The organism is Affinundibacterium danionis (assembly GCF_042432465.1).
In the GTDB taxonomy this organism is placed as follows: domain Bacteria; phylum Pseudomonadota; class Gammaproteobacteria; order Burkholderiales; family Burkholderiaceae_D; genus Undibacterium; species Undibacterium danionis.
In genome coordinates, this window is sequence record NZ_JBHLXJ010000009.1 from 526,518 (window position 1) to 549,558 (window position 23,041).

Annotated in this window: 17 protein-coding genes; 9 read left to right on the forward strand and 8 right to left on the reverse strand. The window is 47.0% G+C overall.

Annotation, left to right across the window (positions count from 1 at the left end; genetic code table 11):
• Positions 1–175 precede the first annotated feature (175 nt).
• Both ACFFJH_RS10445 and ACFFJH_RS10450 read left to right on the forward strand, forming a co-directional pair.
• Entirely contained in the window at positions 176–1,114 is a 939-nt protein-coding gene (locus tag ACFFJH_RS10445; protein ID WP_390212269.1) for a type II secretion system protein, read from the forward strand.
• Positions 1,092–2,018 (forward strand): type II secretion system protein, encoded by a 927-nt coding sequence (locus ACFFJH_RS10450; RefSeq protein WP_390212271.1) that lies wholly within the window; start codon positions 1,092–1,094, stop codon positions 2,016–2,018. The genes ACFFJH_RS10445 and ACFFJH_RS10450 overlap by 23 nt, the downstream gene beginning before the upstream one ends.
• A gap of 54 nt (positions 2,019–2,072) precedes the next feature.
• On the opposite strand, the gene ACFFJH_RS10455 is transcribed toward ACFFJH_RS10450, so the two are convergent.
• The 8 genes from ACFFJH_RS10455 to ACFFJH_RS10490 form a co-directional block, all read right to left on the reverse strand.
• On the reverse strand, positions 2,073–2,615 hold the full coding sequence (locus ACFFJH_RS10455; protein WP_390212274.1) for a hypothetical protein: 543 nt from the start codon (positions 2,613–2,615) through the stop codon (positions 2,073–2,075).
• Positions 2,616–2,642: 27 nt separating this feature from the next.
• Positions 2,643–3,362 (reverse strand): hypothetical protein, encoded by a 720-nt coding sequence (locus tag ACFFJH_RS10460; protein ID WP_390212275.1) that lies wholly within the window; start codon positions 3,360–3,362, stop codon positions 2,643–2,645.
• A 1-nt stretch (position 3,363) separates the two neighbouring features.
• Positions 3,364–4,929, reverse strand: a complete 1,566-nt coding sequence (locus tag ACFFJH_RS10465) for a hypothetical protein (protein ID WP_390212276.1) — start codon at positions 4,927–4,929, stop codon at positions 3,364–3,366.
• Between the two features lie 17 nt (positions 4,930–4,946).
• A complete protein-coding gene (locus tag ACFFJH_RS10470; protein WP_390212277.1) occupies positions 4,947–6,149 on the reverse strand; it encodes a type II secretion system F family protein in 1,203 nt (400 codons plus the stop codon).
• The gene (locus tag ACFFJH_RS10475; RefSeq protein WP_390212279.1) at positions 6,146–7,852 is read right to left on the reverse strand and encodes a GspE/PulE family protein; all 1,707 of its coding nucleotides are present in this window, start codon (positions 7,850–7,852) and stop codon (positions 6,146–6,148) included. The genes ACFFJH_RS10470 and ACFFJH_RS10475 overlap by 4 nt, the downstream gene beginning before the upstream one ends.
• 97 nt (positions 7,853–7,949) lie before the next feature.
• Positions 7,950–9,656, reverse strand: a complete 1,707-nt coding sequence (locus ACFFJH_RS10480; RefSeq protein WP_390212281.1) for a tetratricopeptide repeat protein — start codon at positions 9,654–9,656, stop codon at positions 7,950–7,952.
• Complete coding sequence (locus ACFFJH_RS10485; protein WP_390212282.1) at positions 9,653–11,416, reverse strand: type II secretion system protein GspD; 1,764 nt, start codon at positions 11,414–11,416, stop codon at positions 9,653–9,655. Before ACFFJH_RS10485 ends, ACFFJH_RS10480 begins: the two co-directional genes overlap by 4 nt.
• A gap of 201 nt (positions 11,417–11,617) precedes the next feature.
• The gene (locus ACFFJH_RS10490) at positions 11,618–13,108 is read right to left on the reverse strand and encodes an ExeA family protein (protein ID WP_390212283.1); all 1,491 of its coding nucleotides are present in this window, start codon (positions 13,106–13,108) and stop codon (positions 11,618–11,620) included.
• Between the two features lie 359 nt (positions 13,109–13,467).
• Here ACFFJH_RS10490 and ACFFJH_RS10495 point away from each other — a divergent pair, with 359 nt between their 5' ends.
• From ACFFJH_RS10495 to ACFFJH_RS10525, 7 genes are all read left to right on the forward strand, one after another.
• Positions 13,468–16,209 carry a beta strand repeat-containing protein gene (locus ACFFJH_RS10495; protein ID WP_390212285.1) on the forward strand — a complete coding sequence of 914 codons (2,742 nt, stop codon included), beginning with the start codon at positions 13,468–13,470 and terminating at the stop codon, positions 16,207–16,209.
• 455 nt (positions 16,210–16,664) lie between these two features.
• Entirely contained in the window at positions 16,665–17,093 is a 429-nt protein-coding gene (gene mraZ / locus ACFFJH_RS10500; protein WP_390212287.1) for a division/cell wall cluster transcriptional repressor MraZ, read from the forward strand.
• Positions 17,094–17,102: 9 nt separating this feature from the next.
• A complete protein-coding gene (gene rsmH / locus ACFFJH_RS10505) occupies positions 17,103–18,059 on the forward strand; it encodes a 16S rRNA (cytosine(1402)-N(4))-methyltransferase RsmH (RefSeq protein WP_390212290.1) in 957 nt (318 codons plus the stop codon).
• Positions 18,059–18,334, forward strand: coding sequence for a cell division protein FtsL (gene ftsL / locus ACFFJH_RS10510; RefSeq protein WP_390212291.1), 276 nt, complete (start codon positions 18,059–18,061; stop codon positions 18,332–18,334). Before rsmH ends, ftsL begins: the two co-directional genes overlap by 1 nt.
• A complete protein-coding gene (locus ACFFJH_RS10515) occupies positions 18,331–20,094 on the forward strand; it encodes a peptidoglycan D,D-transpeptidase FtsI family protein (protein ID WP_390212293.1) in 1,764 nt (587 codons plus the stop codon). The genes ftsL and ACFFJH_RS10515 overlap by 4 nt, the downstream gene beginning before the upstream one ends.
• Positions 20,094–21,668: a UDP-N-acetylmuramoyl-L-alanyl-D-glutamate--2,6-diaminopimelate ligase gene (locus tag ACFFJH_RS10520; RefSeq protein ID WP_390212295.1), complete on the forward strand. Its 1,575-nt coding sequence runs from the start codon at positions 20,094–20,096 to the stop codon at positions 21,666–21,668. Before ACFFJH_RS10515 ends, ACFFJH_RS10520 begins: the two co-directional genes overlap by 1 nt.
• A complete protein-coding gene (locus ACFFJH_RS10525) occupies positions 21,665–23,038 on the forward strand; it encodes a UDP-N-acetylmuramoyl-tripeptide--D-alanyl-D-alanine ligase (RefSeq protein WP_390212297.1) in 1,374 nt (457 codons plus the stop codon). The genes ACFFJH_RS10520 and ACFFJH_RS10525 overlap by 4 nt, the downstream gene beginning before the upstream one ends.
• Positions 23,039–23,041 lie beyond the last annotated feature (3 nt).

A 23,041-nucleotide genomic window follows, 5' to 3' on the forward strand; every position in this document is an offset into this window, starting at 1 on the left:
GAATATCGCTGCTGAGGCATAGCATAGCTTGAACTATGACAAAATCAAATATAGGGCAGAATTTAGGATTATAGTGTGGTTTAGTATCTGTGAATTTACAGCTGAGCAGGTAGTGAGCTTATGTTTATCGTTAAAATAGTCGCGGAAAGGCCATCATAAGAATTGAAGGATCAATATGAATCAGCAAAATAAAAGAAAAACGCAAGGTTTTAGTTTAATTGAGCTTGCGTTGGTATTGTTGATCGGTGGTTTAGCATTTGGCATGATCGTCGGCGTCACCGGTAGCCTGCGCGAAGGACAGCAACGCAGTACGATACGAACCCAGTTAGAAACCATAGATACGGCCTTGGCAAATTTTGTCACGCAGTATAAGCGTTTGCCCTGTCCTGCGAATGGCACTATCGCTAGCGACATTCCAGGTGCAGGACAAGAGACTTTATCGGCCGGACCACCGCCTGCGACATTACCTCCCAAAGGTACTTGTGACCCAAATAATCAACTAAACGGTGTGGTACCTTGGATCACTCTAGGGCTGAGTGAAGCAGATATCACCGATCCTTGGGGAGGACGTATTAGCTATCGTGTCGATCCTGCGCTAGCGGCAGGTAGCCCTTTCCCTGCTTTAATGGATATGAGTAATTGTGATCCTTCGAGTTTGGCTCCCACACCACCTTTTCCTGCTATAAGCGCTTGTAAAACACCTGTGCCCTCGTGCACCAACACCACTGGCTGTACTTCGCCGACCGAGTTTTTGTTTAATAAGGGTTTAGATGTGTGGGATGGCGTTAATGGAGCCACTGGTTGGAGTGTAAGGCAAAACAATCGAGGTGCCGGTACTGGGGCTGCTTATGTGTTGATTTCGCATGGTGTCAGTGGAACGGCTGCCTATAACGCGAAAGGCTTATTGCAACCAGGTAGTATCGCGGCGGGAGCGAATGAGATTCCTAATCGTAATAATAATCCTCTGATTTTGCCCGCCACTCTAGCAAGCACTTATCGCGACGCAGCCATGGACGATAGAGTGTCCGCCACGCACTTTGATGACTACCTGAGTCATCCAACTATCATGACCGTTTTGATGAAGGCCAATCTTGGACCACGCGCACATCCCTAATTCTATGCGGCGTCAGGCTGGTATTGCCTTGTTCGTTATCGTTGCCATAGTCGCGATCTTGGCGCTTGCCGTATTTGCAAAATGGGCGATGTCTGATGCTCAGCGGCGCTTGGGACAGAATACAGGGATTAACAAGGTTTTAAATAAAGCTGAATTGGCCCTAGCCAGTTTTGTCGCACAACATCGACGCCTACCTTGCCCTGCTGATGGACGTATGGTGAGTAATACAGCGAATGTCGGTTTGGAGTTGGCCAGTTGCACGGCTCAAGCACATGGCGTATTGCCGTGGGTGACTTTGGGATTAAGTGAGGATGACGCCCGCGATCCTTGGGGGGCTCGCCTGACTTATAGAGTCGATCCGGCGTTGACCGGAACCGCTGTGCGCCTGATGAATATGAGTAACTGTGATATTTCAGGCACCGGTTCTGTGGCTGGTGGTGGTGCTTGCCGTAGCCCTACCCCGACCTGCGTCGCCAATCCAACTTCATGTACTTCGCCCTCGACTTTTTTGGTTGGCAAGGGTTTGGATGTCTGGGATGGGACTGGCGGTGCGGCAGCTTGGGCTACCCGAGTTAATAATCGCGTGCTGGGTAGTGGTGCTGCGTATGTATTAATTTCTCATGGGGAAACCGGGGCGGGAGCCTATAACGCGCGGGGTATCTTGCAACCAGGTACGATAGGGGTGATCGCCTCAGTTCCACCTCCGGGAACGCAAATTGCAGGCGACGATGAGATGCCGAATTTTGCGAATTTGGGTTTAAATCTCCCTGCGACTCAGGCTAGCACTTATCGCGCTGCACGGTATAGCACGGGTATCAATTCCAGCCATTTTGATGATTACGTAAGGCATCCTACGATATCCGAGGTGCTGAAAAAAGCGAGTTTGCAGGATCGTATCCATTAGCGTTCTAGACCTCTGGCGCAGATCTAAGCTGTAGTCCCACGCTTAATAAATACCTTAAGGTTTATCTTCGGTTTTCTTCAGCGGCCTAGGCGGCGCTGCTTCATAGACCTCGCGTATTTTTCCAGTTGTGGCATCAAAACTTTGCCCCACTTTTAGCTCCTGACGTTTTCCTGATGGCAGTAATACCGTGACGGTGGGGGCTTTACTTAATTGCTGGCGCACTTTGATATTGGGCAAATTTTTCTGACTAAGATTGACTTGTTGATTTATCCACGTGGTTTCCATGCCGTTGCTGCGTTTTACAAAACCATTATGGGTAAATTCTTGTGGTGGTATCTCTGTAGCGGGAGTTGTGACAGTTTCGGTAGCGACTTCACCCAATTTATTTTGCAGGCGTAAACGATCCAGATTAGCGCGCTCTGCTGGCGTCGAAAATAGGCGCCCTAAACTTGGCTCTTGAGCCTGAGCTTGAGTCTGAGCGTGACTAAAAAATATCATGAGTGAAAGCACCACAGAAAACCTTGATCTGGTTTGCAAATCAGTTTTGCCGTGACGTAGCTTAATAATTTTCTGCAGTCGTTTACTTAGTGAGTGCATCGCGAACTCTTCTTTAATAATTTACTTCTATTGCGCTGGCGTAGCGGCTTGATCAGCAGGTACTGCGGCTCGGCGTCCCATCGTCACCCATTGCAAACTACACTCAGCTTCTAATTGCTGCGGCGTGCTCAGTGAATTGATTGCATTGCTGGTTTTTATGCTACAAGCTTGGGGGATAAATTGTCCGCGTTCTCGCAAGCTTTTGAATAGATTGAGCATATCCATTTCGTGAAGCAAATTCATGCGGAAAACTAATCTACTTGCGCGTAATTCTAATTCGCCTGCGTTAATGGGTGCCCCTGTCTGCTCCATTACTATTTCTGCGATAGGTACAATTTGTTGTGGAAATAATTCATAGCTCATCGGTAGCAAACGATATTTTGCTTGAATGGATTGAATTAATTCGACGATATCCAAACGCTTTTCTTCACCGACAAAACCACGTTCAACCAACTGTATATATCTGGGTTGGAATTCTTTGATGTCGTTTTTTTCATTGGTCGCGTAGGTGTATTTACCTTGTGCTTGGGTCAGTTCAGTTTGTGCAGCTTGTTGTAACGCGCTTTGCTGCAAATAGAAAAAGTGTGAGCCACCGATTAGGACTGCGGCGATCGCCAAGCAAATTCCCAGACGTATGCAGGCCTGCCGTATAATCGGAAAATCTTCGTGTAAAAAACCTTGCAATTTGACCGACTCTTTTGCTGTGCCGATATTTAATTTGCTAGGCGGCTGTTGATTTTGCGCCATCTTAGGGTTTCCAAATAATTTTCAGATTAAAACGAGGTTTTGCGAGTGCTTCGTCATTACCAATCTGGCTTTCTAATTTTACGCTGGGGCGTGTATCTAAGGCAGGTTTGACGACATTGACCTTGATGTGCGTATCTTTTTGTAATTCATCAACCAGCAACTGAACGCTTTCAAGCGCGCTGCGATAATCATTTTTAAACGGAATAATTTCCGCTTCTAATTCAAGAATTTCAAAAGCCCGTTTTGGGATACCTAATAAACCAGGCGCTACTGGTGCAGATCCATCAACTGGCGGTGCTGGCATGGCATTGGGATCAATGGGGCGGCCGTCGGTTTCGCTGCTTTTCCAATTTAGCTCATGGATTTTGATCTGAGGTAATCCATCTAGTGCACGACTGAGCGCGATTAATATCGCGCTTGGTTCCGGCGCATTTTGAGTCAGCATTCGTTCTAAATCGACGGCAGCTCGCATCTCTTGTGGATTGGCGACCGTGGCGGGCATGCTATTAGCGGTTTCACGATATTTGCTTAGTGTGCTCAAGGTTTCGATTTTTGCTTGTTGTGCAAACTGATGTGCATGGTAGGCGTCAAAGGCGTTCGAGCCAGACCAAAATAAAGCGAGCGCGACGCTAGCGACGCTGACGACATTGAGTGTGTCTCTAAGCTGAGAATAATAATGCGTGCGAGTTTGTTCCGCCGTTGCGTAATGACTGCTAATTCTTTGGGAACCCAACAAGGACAAGAAAAGCGGATCGCAATAAGTCAATTCCAATGAGGCAGGCATCTTAAACACTTGACGCGCTTCATTGAGATCAATGAAACGATAATGTGTTCCGTCTTCTTCGTATGATCGGGATTGCAAATGCGTCAGTATCTCGTCTTGCGCGACGACGACAATTTCTAGCGGAGCGCCGCGCGCTAACTGACGGGTGCTAGCCAAAAATTGGCGGGTCTTGCCGATTTCAATAGTTGTGGTGTCGGCAATCGATTCTGGACTCCAAGCAGTCTCGGGTGCTAAACGACTAAACCGTAAATAACCATCTTGAAAAAAACTCTGACGTAGCCCACTGGATTGATGTGTGACTAATAGCGATGCTTGCTTGCCTAAATTCAGACGTTTGAATAAATAGGGATTCAACAAGGCAACGGAATAAACCCCAGCGATATCAATTTTTAAATTTTGTAGCGCATCTACCCACGGTTTCAATAATTGCGGATTAGTCAGTGCGCTAAACAGCATCTGATCGTCTTTGCGTCCTTCTTTGGCGCGACCTTGTCGGCTGGCTTCGCGATAGGGGGTGTCGCGATAGAGGGAATTGAGACGACGTTCTACTAAATTTTTCCGGGCTGATCCATATACATGTGGAAGGCTGTCGCGTTGAAAATCTTCTTCGATCAAGTCGGTGAGAAAATAGGCGGAAAGTTTGACAGTGTCTTTTAAATACTCGGCAAACTTGGACCAACCGCTAGCATAGTTATCAAAAATCTGGACGTTGGACAAGACGCCTTTATCCCAGATACAGGCGCTTAATTGATTGTTTGTCAGATATAGCAGATGCTTAGCCAAAATCGTTCCCGGTTATTCTATTTTAGTTTTGTTAAATTATCGTAAATCGGTCCCATGACGGCCAACATAATCCAGCCCAAAGTCAATCCTAGGATCACCGTCATGGCTGGTCCTATCATGGCTTGGACTTTCTCTATCATTTCTTTGATGTCACGGTTGTAGAAATAACTTACATTGCGTAGCGCGGTATCCAATGCACCAGTTGCCTCGCCGATTTTCAGCATGCGTATCACCATAGGTGGGAAAATATCCGTGCTCTGGAACGCCGCTGTCACACTTTGACCTTCTGAAATCAAAGTGCCAGCACGACGTAAGCCTGCTGCGATCGCTTCGTTATCCACGATATCTTCGGACAAACGTATGCAATCCAAAATCGTAATACCTGACTCGTACATGAGTGCGAAGAAAGTGACGAATCGCGACAAAATAATTTTATGCAGTACAGGGCCGATCATCCAAATCCGTAGTTTGTAGGCATCGGCTTTGAAGCGCGCGGTGGGGCTGTTTTTTAGAGTCAGTATTACACCTATCCATAGCACGAAGGGCAAGCTTAGTACCAAATACCAATAGTGAATGAAAATATTAGATACAAAGATTAAGGCGCGAGTATGGAGCGGTAGCTCTTGCCCCATGCTAGTAATAAAAGCGATTAATTGCGGTACTAAATAAATCATCAAAAAGAAAATGACGGCCATCACGACACAGCCGACGGTGAGTGGGTACATGATGATTTTTTTGGTTTGAGCCGATAATTCATCTTGCCATTTGATGCTATCGCCTAAGCTCTGGAATACTTCTGAAATGCGTCCTGTCTTTTCACCTGCCGTAATTAAGCTAGTGAAAGTGCGATCAAAAATCATGGGATAGCGTTCCATGGCTTCGGATAATTGTGAACCACCTTCAATGTTTTCAATCAAGTCAGCCATCACACCACGAAAGCGTATATTCTCCGCACCATCTCTTAAGTCGCCTAAGCCTTCTAATATTGGCACACCTGCCGCCGTCATTTGCTCCATATGAAAGCAAAAATTGATCAAGTCTTTGCGGCTGACTTTGACGCGTCCTAAGGAGATCGATTTGGCAGCCTGTTCTTTGTAATCAATCAGGTCTAAGTCCATGCGCTTTAAGCGTAGCTCTAGCTCAGGCACATTCGCGGCATCCATGCTGCCTTTTTGTTTTTTACCGTTGCTATTAATAGCGCTGTAGCTGTACATCGTCATGGTTTTAACCTATCGGTCAGATCGACCACGCGCGATATTTCATCTAGGCTGGTGACGCCTTCCAATACACGTCTTACGGCATCTTCAACCAGTGGGCGGAATCCTCCCGCGATAGCGGCTTTACGCAGTTCACGTTGGGTCGCTCGACGGGCAATTAAATCATCTAAATCACCATCAATTTTTAAAATCTCTAATATGGACATCCTGCCTTTATAACCTTGATGCACGCAATGGGGGCAACCAACGGCGCGATAAATACGGGTCGGTGGTTCGTCTTTTTTGATGCCCAATAATAGTCTTTCCATCTCGTCTGCATTGACTGCTTCTTTACAATGCACACATAGTTTGCGAACCAAACGCTGCGCTACGATACCGATAATATTACCGGCCATAATATCCGGCAAAATGCCGATGTCGAGTAAACGCGGGATGGCACCAATTGCGGAGTTGGTATGTAAAGTGGAATACACTTGATGACCCGTCATGGCGGCGCTAAATGCCATTTCTGCAGTCTCTGTATCACGGATCTCACCGACTAAGATAATGTCAGGATCTTGTCGCATCATGGAGCGTATACCGCTGGCAAATCCCATTTTGGCCGATTCGTTCACTGAGGTCTGACGTATCATGGGCATAGGATATTCAACGGGATCTTCCAAGGTCATGATATTGACCGAATCCGTATTGACATGGTTCAGAATGGAATACAAGGTCGTAGTCTTACCACTGCCAGTTGGGCCCGTGACTAGAATGATTCCCTCAGGGCGCGCGATCATGAGTTTGAGTAACATCAGATCGTTTTCTTCTAAGCCTAGATTATCTAAAGGGACTAAACCTTTTTGGCGATCCAGAATACGTAACACAACGTTTTCACCGTGCGTCGTTGGTTGTGCGGCGGAACGAAAATCAATTTGTCTGCCAGAAAAATTGATTGAAATCCTGCCGTCTTGCGGCGAGCGAGTTTCAGCGATGTTCATATTGCTCATGACCTTTAGACGTACCACCATCGCCGGCCAATAGGTTTTGTGCAAACTACGAATCTGACGCAAAATGCCGTCGATACGATAACGTATGCGTAAGAAAAATTCTTCTGGTTCGAAGTGAATATCGGAGGCATTTTGTTGAACCGCATCAGCCAAAATCGCATCCATTAATCGGACTAGCGGCTGGCTGTATTCGTCGGATACCGATTGCAAACTTTTGTAATTAATTTCTCCGGTTTCTATCTCTTGCAAAATGCCGTCAATCGATAATTCAAATCCGTAATATTGATCGATTGCTTTAACGATATCCGACTCACTGGCCAGCATCGGTGTAACACCAATATCTTTTCCCAACATGGCGCTGATTTGATCGAGTGCGACAATGTTGGCGGTATCCGCCATCGCTAACATCAGCTTGCGCGAATTTTTATCGAATACCATAGGGAAAACGCGATAGCGCTTCGCCACATCTTTCGATATTAATTTGATGGCATTGGCATCGGCGATGATGCTGGTGAGATCGGTGCTTTGCTGATTGAGATTTTCACTTAGTGCTTCACGTACCGTTGCTTCGGTGACAAAGCCTAAGGTGATGAGTAGCTTACCGAGCGGCAGGCTGGTTGCTTTTTGCTCTATTAGTGCGATGCGTAATTGATCTTCACTGATGACCCCTTTCGAGATCAAAAGCTTACCTAAGGGAAGTTTGCTTGGTTCTGCCATACGTGTTTTTACGCTTGTGCTTTATCGATTTTGTTATGCTGGGATAAAGCAAAACATTGGGTTGATACGACTTGTTTTTTGCTTTGTTTTATTTAGGCTATTCATGCAGCGCCTTATCCAGATCGGCGATACGCTGTTGAACTTTGCTACGATTAAAGTTTCCTGTGCCTGCTTGTCCAGAATCTAAAGCGCGTTGATAGTAGTCTTTAGCGAGTTTACTTTGATTCAGTCTGTCTAAGCTCACCGCAAGATTAAATGCGTAATCAGCATTGTTGGATTGCGTGGTGTAAGCTCGGAAATAGTATTGTTGTGCTTCGGACCAGCGCGCTTGTTGGGCATATAGATTCCCCAAAGCGAACATGATAGCACCAGCATTCGGGTGCATGCTTAAAGCTTTCTTTAAGCGACTTTCGCTCTGTGCGGGGTCGCCTTGTTGCAAGCTGGTGAGGCCAGCGATAGCATCAGGATCGTTCGGGTCCAGTTCCAATAATCTGCCGTAAAAGCTGCCTGATTTATCCGCATCTTTTTGGTTTAAGGCGAGTGCTGCGAGGCCAAATAAGGCATCTCGGTTATACGGCTCTTGTACTAATACACTTTGATATTGGCGCTCTGCTGTTGCGGTATCACCGGTGATAAATGCCTGATAAGCACTACTCAATGTCGGGTTGATCTGATTGCCACTATTCCCTTTGCGAATCTGGATGGCATTGGCATCACTAACTAAGTGCGAAGGCAAATTGTTTGCTTTTAAGGCGGTATTTCTTGTCAGCTTGCCGCTGGAGGTGGTAGCGCTACGATCAACTGGGTCGGGCGCCTTATCTGCCCTTATCTTGCCAAGGGGAGCGGTTTTATCGCTCGTATCTTGTCCTTGCTTTTGATTTGATGCCGTCGCTGTCCCGTTGACTGCAATTGTTGCTGCATCTGTTTTATTAGGCGTCGCGCTGGCAGCAGCGCTTGCGATCACAGGCACATTATTAGCATTGTCCGAAGTGCTGGCTCCGACACTGGCGTCTACCGCCGCATTTGGTTCAGGAATAGGATTGGGTGCCGTATTGGCCGCACTACCTAACAATCCAGGACGATTTTCGAACTGCTTATTTTGCCAATACACATAAGCAAAACCCGCTGCCATGAGCAGGCCGACACCACCAAGTGCAATTAACCAGTTTTTTCTGGATGGTTGAGCTAAGGTCTTAGAGGAGAAGACGGATTGTGCTTTTTTTTGCTCAGCTGCGAGGGAAGCGCCTGCTTTTGCATTGGCTCGCAGTTGTTCTGGATCTATTCGAGGTCTGTGCAATTTATCCGCCATGGACGGCACTGAATCCGATTTTGGCATGGCCTTGGATGTGGTTACATCCAACATAGCATCGGCCGGGTGCGCTTGCTGCGACTTATTTGCCGCCGGCATAAGCCGCTCGGTGTCAGCGAGAAATGGCTCGTGTTGAGCTGCTAAGGCATATGCAGCCTGATTTGTACTCTCAGCGTGGGGCGTTGGCGTAAGCGACGGGATATCTTCGATGATATGTGTGTTTGATTCTTGTTGAGTCAGACTCAATGAAAGCGAGGTGGCATTGTTCGTGTTGTTATTGTTAACGCCATCGTCAGCATTTTCGTTTAGCTGTTTATTTAAAGCAAGAAATTCAGTCGTGTCGTCGGTAGGTATTACCGCAGCATCTTGCGCCATATCTCTTGCCGCATCTTCTGCAGGATGATTGTCCGTGGGAGACAAAGACAGAACTGCTTCGCTTTGTTGCTTTTGCTTAGTTTGTTCTGCTTTTTTTAATGCTTGCATTAACAAACTCATAGCTGACCTGCTTTCTTAGTAGTGCTGGCAGATGAGGCAGGTGCTGATTCTGTGTAAGGCTCTTTGTTAATCGGAGCGTCATTGGGTAGCAAATAACGATAATTTTTGTAGTCGCCACTTAAACTGGCATCCTTGACGACGATAGGGCGCATAAAAATAACCAACTCCGATTTAGTCGCAGTCTCATTTCTATAGGCGAGCGCATTTCCGAAAAACGGAATCTTGCTCGCGCCTGGTACTTCATCTTTGAGATTGTTGACGCTGTCTTGCATCAAACCACCCATGACTGCAATCTGACCGCTGCTGACTTTCAAGACCGATTCCATCTCACGAGTTTGTATCACCGGCACATTACTAACGACCGGTACTACCGCATTGGATAAGGCGGGGTTTGGATCTTGCACAAAACCGATAATGCGTGAAATGCTGGGGCGAACATTGATCGTCACTTCTTCGCTGTCGGCGATTTGCGGTGTCACGCTCATCACGAAACCTACTGGTACGGTATTGAGTGTAGAAGTGTAAGTGGTGATCGCAGGCGTGTTGACGCTGCCTTGCTGTGTGGTGGCCGTGATGGTGAAATAGACCCGGTTATCGACTACTTTGAGTAAGGCAGTTTGATTATTTAAGACGCTAATTTTAGGGCTGGACAGCACTTTGACTTTGCCAAAGGATTCCAACAGTTGTATGGTCGCAGCGATATTGCCTACGCCTGTTAAGGGTTTTAAGAAATTAAAGTTCAGAATGCCCTGGCTAAGGCCGGGGTTGATTCCTGACGGCAGCGCTGTTCCATTTGCCTGACCAAAACTGACGCTAGGACCTTCATTGGGACTAGTACGTAATGAAGACCAATTGATACCTTGTTGATATTGATCATTGAGCTGCACTTCGATGACGGTCGCTTCTATCAAGACCTGACGCTTGGCGCTGGACATGACCATGTCTAAAAATTCTTGTATTTTTTCGTGCTGACGACCCGTAGCGCGCACTGCGATCAGGCCGGTTTCTGGATTGGCAATGACCGAGGCAGCCTCCCGATACACTGGCTGACGTGCAGGAGTGTTTGGTGTAGCGTTATTTGGTGTGCCGCCAGTGGCGGTTGGTGTGGCTGCTTGTGTCGTGGAATTGGCGGCGTTGTTGTCAGGTAGCTGCTTGTCTGTTTCGCGTAAGGTATCCTTGATGTTCTCAACCAAGGTTGTCCAAAAGCGATTATTTGAGGTATTCGATACCGTCGTGGTCGAATTATTATTGCCACTACCGCTGCTTCCGCTGTCTCCACTGGCGGTTGAAATTTGAGTGGCGATGCTAACGGTGCTATTGGTGTCACGTGATACGTTGACATAATCAATCTTGTAGTTGCGCAAGAAAGGTGTATCAGGCAAAACGACTAAATTGTTTCCATTTAATTCAAATCGCATATCTACTTGTTTGGCAATTCGCGACAAGATCTGCGGTAAGGTTTGATCTAAGGCATTTAAGGTTATTTCGCCTTCGATACCAGAATGGATGTCGACATTGACTTTGGCATCACGAGCTAAAGCAAATAATAAAGATTGTACGGGCACTTTGTAGACCGCAACGCTGTAGGTTTCTACCTTAGGCGTGGGTTTTGGCGGGCTGATACTGGCACTTTGGCGTACAGTTTCAGGAATCGTATCCTGACTACGATTGGTATCTTGAATGTGACTGGTGGACGGTGCGATGGCTTGCGTACCGCAGCCAGCTAGGAGAACACAACAGGTAACAGCTAATTTATTCATCGGTTCTAGTCATTGATCAATTGTTCTTCGGTGGCTGCTGAGTTGTTACTTTTGTTTGTTATGCAGCAGAATTGCAGCTTAGTTGTAGTTCAGTTGTAGTTCTTAATTGAGTTTGGTGAACATTCAACCTTAGCCTAATTACATGTTCATACATGGCAATTCTAATGCTGTCCGGCAAAATAGGCCGTAGATTTCTCTATTTCACCACAAATCTTCACTCTGAGAGCGCTGTATTTCCGTCTTTAAGCCTTCTATAGTGCGTAATTGCGCATGATACTTAGCGCTATCTTCTAATTCTTTCCGTTTCAGCCAAGCATTTTCGCGTTTGCTGAAGCTGTTATAGACAATTCCAAAACGTTTTTGGTTCGCCAATCGGGTTGGGTATAGATAGAGATTATCGATGCCAAATTGGCTGGCATATAGTTTTAGTAATTGTTCTAATTTATCGACGTCTTTGCTATCGACTAAGCTGAGTTGTAGGGTATAAAAATGTTCTGGTGTTTCGTGCAGCCATTTCTTTGATTGCTGAATGCGCTGAGTGAAGAGGCTGGAATTTTCATTGCCTGGTAGCGGCGCTTCAGTGATCGAATTTTGTGTCATCGATTCGGTTATGTTGGCGGGCTGTTGCGGGGCGATGCTGGGCGCCGCCTGGTTGGTGGTATTGCTGGCTGCTGTTGTTGGTGATGTCGCTTGCGCCGCTACCTGTGTTGAAGCGTGAGTGTCAGCGCCGGTTTGTTTTGTTGACGTAGCGACCGATGCAGGTTCCGTTATGGTATTTGAATGACTAACTTTCCAGGTCCAGTGCGCCCAGTATGCTAATGCGCAGCTTAAAATCAAGCCAAGTAAGATCAAGCCGATTTGTTTAAAGTGATTGTCTGATTTATTTGACGAGAACTCACTGTCACTGATAGCTGCGTTGATATGTTTGGTTTGAACTTCATGGGTATTATCTGCGAATGCCGCAAGTAAGGCTTTATCCGCCAGTATGTTAATTCGTCTGACTATGCCCTCTGAAACTTTCGCCAAGCGTTTAATGGCGCCTCGACTAAAGACATTGGGGCCATGATAGCCAGCTGCTCTCATCCGGAACATGAGAAATTCGGGAATCAAACTGGCGGGCATAGGCGGTACCATAAAACTATGCGTGATCCGCTCTTTTAATTGCCGCATGCTGGGTAAATTGAGATTTTGGTCTAGCTCAGGCTGTCCAAATAAAACGATTTGTAATAGCTTATGGTGCGCTGTTTCCAGATTGGAGAATAGGCGTATTTCCTCCAAAGTATCGAGTGGCATTGCTTGCGCTTCCTCGACCAATAATACGACTTGCTTGCCGTTGATATGTTTACTAATCAAGTCTTGATGCAGCAGACGTATCACTTCATCTGGTCGTTTTCCTTCGGTTGGAATGGCTAACTCGCCAGCGATGGCAAATACGACTTCTTCGCGACTTAAAGTGGGATTCACCAGATAAATAACTTCGACATGCGCCGGCATTAGTCCTTCTAGCATGCGGCATAGCATGGTTTTGCCACTACCCACTTCACCCGTAACTTTGATAATGCCTTCACCATGCGTCACCGCATAAATTAAGGCATCCAAAATATCACCACGCTTGCTGCCTGAATAAAAAAAAGCAGGATTGGGCGTGATACTGAAAGGAGATTGGTTCAGTCCAAAATGAGTATGGTACATAACACCTAAAATAAACTAAGAGAAATGACGGTCTGTTATTCAAGTGGCGATTATAAGCATTTCTCTTTGCAAGCATACGCACTATCTAGGCGAGCTTGAGAGAATTCAATGAGTCTTGTTGTTTCTTTATGAGCTCATTTTTAATAAATGATAGTGTTCTAGGTAAGAATGTCTCTGAAGTTGCTTGATGGCGATAGTCGTTTTGCTTCTTATTTTTTACAAAGTCGACTCAGCTCTATACTCATTTCTTTGAAATACTTTGGATAATACTAGGCGAAAAAGAAAAATCGATAGGATAATAGTGCTCAATAGAGTTTCAATTAGCGCTAACATTTTTTTGGATAATTATGGTTTCTCATATGACTAATAGTGTGACGACAAAAGTCGCAAGTTCTCTGCGCTTAATTTATGCATTGTTTGGATTGCTAGTGACTGCGATGCTTCTCGTTTCGTGTGGTGGAGGTGCCGGTACAGTCGGCATTCCTACAGGTAAGTCTTTATACACGACAGCGTCTGGAACGGTGAGTATTGCACTCGGTAGCACGGTGAGTTATGAAATAGGTGGCGGCACTGCGACTTATAAAGCCAGTAGCAGTAACGCGTCAGTGGCTAGTGTGGAAGTCAAGGGAACGGCTTTAAGTATTAAAGGTCTGCTGAACGGCACGGCGCAAATTATCGTTAGCGATGCGACAGGAACACAAGTTGGTTTTAATGTCACGGTTGGTAGTGGTAATACTAGCGTTGATTTGTTTGTGACCGCACCGAGTAACTTGAGCTTAGCGCCCGGATTTTCAAATAGCTACGTGATTGGTGGCGGCAAACCCGCTTATTTTGTGAGTAGCAGTAATACGGCAATTGCTGCAGTCGGGATTAATGGCAATAGCTTTTTCATCTCCGGACTGAAAGCAGGTACGGCTCAAATTATTATTGTCGACAGTGTCGGTACCGCAGTTACTTTGAATGTGACTGTGGGCAACGGTGGTACTTTAGCGCCTCTTTATGTAACTGCTGCAGGTACCATTAATTCAAGTATCGGTGAGCTCAACGATTATGTGGTCGGTGGTGGACTTGGCCCATATTTAGTGACTAGCAATAATAAGAGTGTCGCTACCGTTTCACTTAATGGAAATGCGATTTCGGTGAAAGGTGTTGCCAAAGGATCTGCTCAAATCATGGTATTTGACGCAACGGGGGCATCGGTCACTACCACTGTTGTCGTTGATCCTACAGGTACCGTAATTCCACTGTACATTGCAGCCGCCAGCGCAGTAACGATGGAGCCGGGTGCAAAAGCTTCTTACACAGTTGGCGGTGGAAGCGCACCCTACGCTGCGACCAGCAGTAACATTAATGTAGCGAGAGCTGAGGTGGCTAACAACCTATTAACTATTAATGCTGTAAGCGCTGGTAGTGCACAAATTTTAGTGTTTGATGCGAATGGTGTGTCGGCGACAATCACGTTGACGGTGGGTTCGGGTGGAGGAAGTACAACGGCGCTTTATACTACGGCTGGGACTGCGATTGCAATGCCTGTAGCGACAAGCAATACCTATACGATAGGTGGTGGTAAAGCGCCTTACAAAGCGACTAGTAGTAATTCTGCTGTGGTAACGGTACCTTCTTCTATAACTGGCACCGAATTTACTATTTCTAGTGTAGCTGTCGGCACAGCGCAAGTAACTATATTTGACGCCACCGGCGCTTCGGTCAGTTTTAGTGTGACTGTTGGCTCTGGTGAGGATGGCATTAGTCTTTTTACGACTGCTGGTACAGGTGTTGTGACGCTAAGAGCTAGTAGTAACACTTATACGATAGGTGGCGGTAAAGCGCCTTACAGAGCGACGAGCAGTAATTCTGCTGTGGTAACGGTACCTTCTGCGGTAACAGGCACAGAATTTACTATCTCTAGTGTTGCCGTTGGTTCTTCACTAGTAACAATATTTGACGCCACCGGGGCATCAGTTAGTTTTAGTGTGACGGTCAGTTCTGGTGATAGCAGCTCACCTTTATATACTACCGCTGGAAATAGCCTGACTCTTGCTGCTGGTGTCGCAGACACGCATCTGATTGGTGGTGGTGTTGCACCTTATCGCTCTACTAGCAGCAATCCAAGTGTGGCAACCACCACAGTTATTGGTGGGACTACACTGTACATTAGTCCAAATGTCGCGGGTAATGCGGTGGTCACGGTGTTTGATAACACGGGTGGGTCTGTAACGATAGGGGTAACGGTTACTTCCGCATCCTTTGGTCCGATTGATGTTCAACCCAGTGGCGCTAGCGGTAATGTTGGAAGTAGCTTGAATTTTTTAGTGCTTGGTGGAAAACCGCCTTACTCAATCATAAGTAATAACTCTAGCATTGCAACGGTTACCCCAAGTTCGGTGAGTGCTAGTGGTGGAAGTTTTATCGCTAATTTGCAAAGTAGTGGAGATACTTCCATTGTTATTACCGATGCTTTGGGGCAAGTTAAGTCCATTGCCTTGACCGTGAATCCAGTGTCGTCGTCATTGATCACTGTGCAGCCAGATGGTGCTGGAGGTAATGTTGGCGACGCTTTGACATTCCTGATCAGATCAGGAACGCCACCTTATACTTTAACGGTCAATAATCCTAGTATAGCGTCCGTGGTTCCATCTTCTGTACCGAGTAGTGGTGGGAGTTTTACGGCGACTTTGTTGAACGTCGGAAGTACGATTGTTACGATTACAGATGCGTCGGGGCAGAGCAAAGCCTTTACCTTAACTGCTAGTCAAATTAATACAATTTTGCGTTTATCCCCGAGCCCGTTCTTGCTTGGTGAAGATAGTACTGACACCATTAATTTGAATATTTTTGGTGGTACAGCACCTTATCGCGCTTTTACTAGTGATCAACGATTGTCTAGTGTGAGTGTTGCTGGCAGCGTTTTGAGTGTCGGTCTTGGAAGTAATGGTAATCGCTGCTTTACTCCGTTCGACCCTGACGGCAAGCGTGTTCCTTTTGGGACCTTTGATGTAACGATTACCGTACTTGATAGCCTTGGGGCGGCTGCTACATCTACCATGACGTTGAAAGATAATGGTCGTGGCGATGGTGTAACTCTGCCCTTGTGTAATTAACTGATATTAGAAGTTTTGAGAAAGAGTCCAGCTGCTTAGTCTGGGCTCTTTTTCTTTGCGCTCGATTTCGTTTGTTGATTTGCTAGCCGCTTGCCTTGCTCCAATGGTCTGGCGAGCGGGCGCTCGCTCTTCCCCTTCTTGTCGTATTTCTCTCGCTATTCACAATTTAGGTCATCTAGCCAAACACATGGGTATAGCTGATATCCTACTTTCAGTATCTTTCGTAAGTCTCTAATTTATTGAGGTATTCTTCCTTACGTCAGTTTAACTGTGTGCGCTAAGTCCTTGACTTCATTCAATAATTTCTCATTTTGCATATGAATTTGCTTGACCATGCTCAAGTGATCCTCTAAAGTGGGGAAAAGTGTGAAAAAGTGTTTTTTTGTGGCATAAATTTGTAAATCGCAAAATTACTCAACTTCTCGAAGTTATTTCTAGAAAGCAAGGCCAAAATCGTGTTTCAAGGCGCGTCAGCACTCAATTTAGATGCAAAAGGTAGGATGTCTATTCCTGCCCGGCATCGTGACGCGCTCGCTTTGCAATGCGAAGGTCGGGTGACCTTGACCCGCCATCCTCATGGTTGCCTCTTATTGTTTCCTCGCCCTATTTGGGAGTCACATCGCGAACAGATCGCCGCATGGCCTATGGCAGCGCGTGCCTGGCAACGTATTTTTCTTGGTAACGCCTCTGACGTGGAGATGGATGGCTCCGGTCGTATTTTGGTCTCGCCTGAATTGCGTAATGCGGTCGGTATGGAGCGTGATGTCATGTTGCTTGGCATGGGTTCGCATTTTGAAATTTGGGATGCGACCAAGTTGGCTGAAAACGAAGCGCAGGCTATCGCTGGTGGTATGCCCGAAGCACTCAGTAATTTCTCTTTCTGATAGCGCGTTATGACTGTGAATCATCAGGAAGAATTCATTCACCACACGGTGTTGTTGGACGAGGCAGTTAACGCGCTCGATATACAAGGTCCGCGTGCCAACGCGATTTTCGTGGACGGCACTTTTGGTCGCGGCGGTCATAGTCGCAAGATTCTGAGTCAACTCGGCCCTCAAGGTCGACTAATTTCCTTTGATAAAGATTTATACGCGATTGCCAATGCGCAGCAGATTACTGATGCGCGTTTTCATATCGTGCACGACAGTTTTGCCACTATGTCTGATGCTTTGCGTGAGCAAGGTTTGGCGCAGGTGGATGGTATTTTGATGGATCTCGGTATTTCATCGCCGCAGGTGGACGATGCGGAGCGAGGTTTTAGTTTTAGAAATGATGGCCCATTAGATATGCGTATGGACACGACACGCGGTATGTCTGCGGCGGAGTGGTTGGCGCAAGAGGATGAGCAAAAAATTAGGGAGGTCATAGAAAATTATGGGGAAGAACGGTTTGCTTTTCAGATTGCAAAGGCGATTGTTGCTCGCAGGGCGAGCGAGTCCATTTCAAGTACTCGGCAGCTTGCCGAACTCGTCGCACACGCCGTCAAAACTCGCGAGAAGGGCAAAGACCCGGCAACTCGCACCTTTCAAGCTATACGGATTTTCGTCAATAAAGAACTTGAAGACCTCGAGATCGGTTTAACTGCTGCATATGAGAGCTTGGCACCCGGTGGTCGTATGGTTGTGATTAGTTTTCATTCGTTGGAAGACCGCATCGTGAAGCAATTTTTTGCGTCTAAAGCGAAGGTGGTGCAGCCGGATCGTCGTTTGCCTATTCGCGATGCTGATTTACCCAAGCCGCAAATGCGTTTGATTTCCAGAATTAAACCGAGCGAGGAAGAAGTGTCCCGTAATCCGCGCGCTCGTTCAGCCATTATGCGTGTCGCTGAGCGCATGGCGGGAGTAGCGTGATGGGCGCACGTCTAAATATTGTATTGGGAGCAGCGTTGGTCATTTGTGCCTTGACGCTGATTAATTCGCAATATCAGGCTCGTCGCTTGTTTATTGAGTTGGAGCGCGCTCAAACTTTAAGTAAGCAATACGAAGTCGAATGGACTCAACTCAAATTAGATCAATCGACTTTTGGTAAGCATGCACGGATTGAAACCGTCGCCAATCAAGAGTTAGGTATGGTGCACGTGACACCGGATCGCACTCAGTATTTAACTGCCGAGGTGGTTAAATGAGTCGCGGAAATTCAAATTCCAGAATGGCCGCTGGCAAAGGTGTGTCGTTTTCTTCTAATCCAGTGCTGGCGGTGAAGTTACCTGTCTGGCGTTCTCGTTTGCTGTTATTTTTCTTGTTCGCTGCGTTTTTTGCTTTGATGACGCGCGCTTTGTATTTGCAAGGAATGACGACCGAGTTTTTGCAAAAGCAAGGTGAAAACCGTTATGCCCGAACTTTAGAGTTGTCAGCGACACGCGGCAAGATCATCGATAGACATGGTCAGGTCTTGGCCTCGTCTGTGCCAGTAAAAGCGATTTGGGCGATACCAGAAGATGTCTTGACCGCGCCAGATGCCAAGTTGCGTGAATTGGCCGGACTGTTGGAGATGTCAGAAGCTGAATTAAGAAAAAAATTGGATTCAGATCGCCAATTTGTTTATTTAAAACGTCAGGTGGAACAAGCTGCCGCCGACAAAATTGTGGGGCTCGGTATTCCGGGTATAGAAACGCGTAAAGAGTACAAACGCTTTTACCCTGAAGGTGAAGTGATGGCGCACGTCGTTGGTTTTACCAACGTAGAAGATAAAGGTCAGGAGGGAATTGAACTCGCTTCTGAGAAAAATCTCGCAGGTAAAACAGGTAGCCGTCGTGTGATCAAAGACCGTCTCGGCCGTATCGTTGAGGATATTGAATCGATTCGTCCGCCGCATGATGGCAAAGATATCAAGTTGTCGATAGACAGCAAAATTCAATACATCGCCTACACGCATGTCAAAGAAGCGGTAGAAAAATTCAAGGCGAAAGCCGGCGCTGCGGTTGTGCTCGATGTGCAGACGGGAGAAGTCTTGGCGCTGGTGAATCTGCCTACTTATAACCCGAATGACCGTTCAGTGTTAACCGGTGCGCAATTGCGTAATCGTGTGATTACCGATACCTTCGAGCCAGGCTCTACGATGAAGCCTTTTACGATTGCTTTGGCATTGGAAACCGGTCGCGTCACACCAGAGACCATCATACAAACCGCGCCTGGCGCGATGACTATCGGCACTCAGACGATACATGACGCGCACAAGCAAGGTACTTTGACAGTCGCTGGCGTGATTCAAAAATCGTCCAATATTGGCACTGCAAAAATTGCCTTGCAAATGCCACCTCAAGAAATGTGGGAAATGTTCGCCACTTTGGGCTTTGGACAGCAACCGAATATAGGATTCCCGGGTGCGGTAGCTGGGCGTATGCGCAACTTTAAAACTTGGAAACCGATTGAGCAGGCCACCATGAGCTATGGTCATGGCTTGTCAGTTTCTTTATTGCAGATTGCCCGTTCTTACATGATCTTTGCACGCAAAGGCGATTTGATTCCATTGACCTTTCAACAGTCAACTGAAATGCCGATGGGCACTCGTGTGATCTCAGAAGCGACCGCGATGAAAATGCGTGACATGCTGGAGAGCGTAACGCAGCCAGGCGGTACTGCAACGCAGGCACGTGTACCTGGCTATCGTGTTGGTGGTAAGACCGGTACCGCACATAAAGTCGAAGCGGGTCGTTACGTGAATAAATACGTCAGTGACTTTGTTGGCTTTGCACCTATGTCTAACCCACGCATCATTGTCGCGGTGATGCTCGACGAACCTAGCGGCGGCGCTTACTACGCAGGTACCGTCGCTGGACCGGTTTTTGCGGCGATCATCGCTAATGTTTTACGTTCTATGAACGTTGTTCCCGATTCTTCAGTCATGAATATCATTCCTGAGCCTAGTGTGCCGGAGGCATTGTAATGACGAGTCAAACTATGATTTCAGTACAGATACAAGAAATAGTCGATTGGTTGCGCGCCAATGTGGCTGATGTCGTAAAAGCGCAGTTAACTTCCGATTCGCGTGAAATCGGACAAGGCGATGTGTTTTTCGCTTTTCCAATTACATCTGGTATTGCCGCTAAAGGCGATGGTCGTGCCTTTATTCACAACGCGATTGAGCGTGGTGCTGCTGCCATTGTGTACGAGAAAACAGATGTTTCCGCAGCGATGGAAATCAGTGTGCCGCATTTGGCAGTGTCTGGCCTGATCGATTTGCTCGGCGCGATTGCTAGCGCATGGTATGGCGAGCCTGATAAAGAGATGTTCAGTGTGGCGGTGACCGGCACCAACGGCAAGACCTCATGTTCGCAATGGATAGCCAAAGCCTTGTCTTTGCCAAACACGCCATGCGCCGTGATTGGCACTTTGGGCGTTGGTACTTATCGTGACGGTATGGTCGCTAGTTTACAAGAAACAGGATTTACTACGCCTGACGCGCTACAACTGCAACGTCGTTTGGCGGCATTGAAAAAAAATGGCGCAAAGGGTTTGGCGATAGAGGCCTCATCGATAGGCTTGCATCAGGGGCGCTTAAACGCTTTGCACTTTGACGTCGCTTTGTTCACTAATTTAACGCGTGATCATCTCGACTATCATCAAACCATGGAAGCTTATGCGGCGGCGAAAGAGGCACTATTTCAATGGACAGGTTTGCAAGCTGCGGTAATCAATGCAGACGATGCTTTTGGCGCAGAGTTATTGCAAAAACTATCTGTTACCCAGCCTGCACTTAAGTTGCTCGCGTACTGTATCGATAGTGCCTCGGACTTGGGTGGTTCAACTTCAGATGTTGCAATGTTACGTGCAAGCCAATTGAAAACTACCCACACCGGTACGCAGTTTTACCTAGAATCTCCGTACGGAAGCGGACTAGTTAAAACGCAGACCATAGGCCGTTTTAATATCAGTAATGTGCTGGGGGTTTTGGGTGTGCTGTTAATGCGCGGCATTACTTGGGAGCGCGCAATCGCCAGTATAGAAAAATTGACGTCAGTGCCGGGTCGTATGCAACAACTCGGCTCTGCGGGGCAAGCTATGGTTGTGGTCGATTATGCTCACACTCCCGATGCGCTGGAAAAAACTTTAGAAACTTTGCAGCAAGTTGCGCTCGAACGTCAAGGTAATTTGTGGTGCGTATTTGGCTGCGGTGGTGATCGTGATCCGGGCAAGCGTCCACAAATGGGTAAGATCGCGCAGATGGCGCAGCATGTCGTTGTCACCAGTGATAATCCACGCACCGAAGCACCCGCGAAAATTATTCAAGACATTTTGCAAGGTATGAGTGGTGCGCCACATGCAATTGAAGACAGAGCTAGCGCAATCTTGTTCGCGGTTAAACATGCACAAGTCAATGATGTCATCTTGATCGCTGGTAAAGGCCATGAAACCTATCAGGACATCAATGGAAAAAAATGGCCATTCTCAGATGAAGAACATGCGTTGTTGGCGCTCGCCACCGTGGCAACCAATAGCACCATGAGGAGAACGACATGATTCATTCTTCTCTACTCGCCTTGCAAAAAGTCGTTGCGAATTCGAGCGTGACAGCCGATGCGCAGTTTAGTGGCTTGAGCACCGATAGTCGTAAAGTAGAAAGCGGTAATGTCTTTCTCGCTTTGCGTGGCGAGACATTTGATGCGCATGATTTTCTCAATCAGGTAGTGCAAGCCGGCGCGGTCGCGGTCATCGCTGAGCGCCTTCCTGCTGATTTTTCAGTGCCTGCTTTAATTGTGCCTGACACCAAGTTGGCTTTGGCGGCTATCGCAACTTATTGGCGTCAACAATTTAATTTGCCCGTGATCGGTGTTACCGGCAGCAACGGTAAAACCACAGTGAAAGAAATGATCGCGTCTATTCTGTTAGCGCAATATGGCAGCGAACACATGCTTTCTACCAGAGGTAATCTGAATAATGAAATCGGTGTGCCATTAACGGTTTTTCGTCTACAGCAACAACATCAGGCAGCCGTGTTTGAACTCGGAATGAATCATCCAGGTGAAATTGCCGTATTAAGCGATATAGCGAAAGTCAATGTGGCCTTGGTGAATAACGCGCAGCGCGAGCATCAAGAATTCATGCAGACCGTAGAAGCGGTCGCGATTGAAAATGGTTCGGTGATCCGTAGCTTGCCAGTCGACGGTGTTGCGGTTTTTCCTGCGCAAGACACTTACACGCCGATCTGGCGTGAGTTTGCCGCCAATCGTCGCTGTCTGACATTTGGCTTAAGCTCATCTACTGGCTCGCAAGCAGATGTCTATGCCAGTTTCGTTCCACACGATTTTGGTAGCGAATTGCAAATGTCAATTTTGGGTGAGCTTGTGACGGTGAGTTTGGCAGCGGCTGGGCAGCACAATGTGCTCAATGCGCTCGCTGCTGCTGCCTGTTGCAAAGCGATAGGCGTTTCCAATGAAAAAATTGTCGAGGGCTTACAAACATTTTCTCCGGTATCTGGTCGTCTACAAGCAAAGCAAGCAGCGGCAGGTGCCTTGGTAATTGATGATACCTATAACGCTAATCCCGACTCGGTGAAAGCGGCGATTGAGGTACTCGCAGCAGCAAAAAATACGACGACTTTGGTACTCGGTGACATGGGGGAAGTCGGTGTTGATGGTGCCGCGTTTCATCAAGAAGTTGGGCAATACGCGAAGGCCTGTGGTGTGGAATATTTGTTCACACTCGGACACTTAGCACAGGCATCTACGCAAGCATTTGGTAGTGGTGCGCAACACTGCGAAGATTTACCGCAGCTATTAACGCAACTGAAAGATAAAGCGCGTGCAGGGAATACGATTTTAGTTAAGGGTTCGCGTTTCATGAAGATGGAGCGGGTAGTTGCACATTTGATTTCAGGCGAGCATCTATAAAGA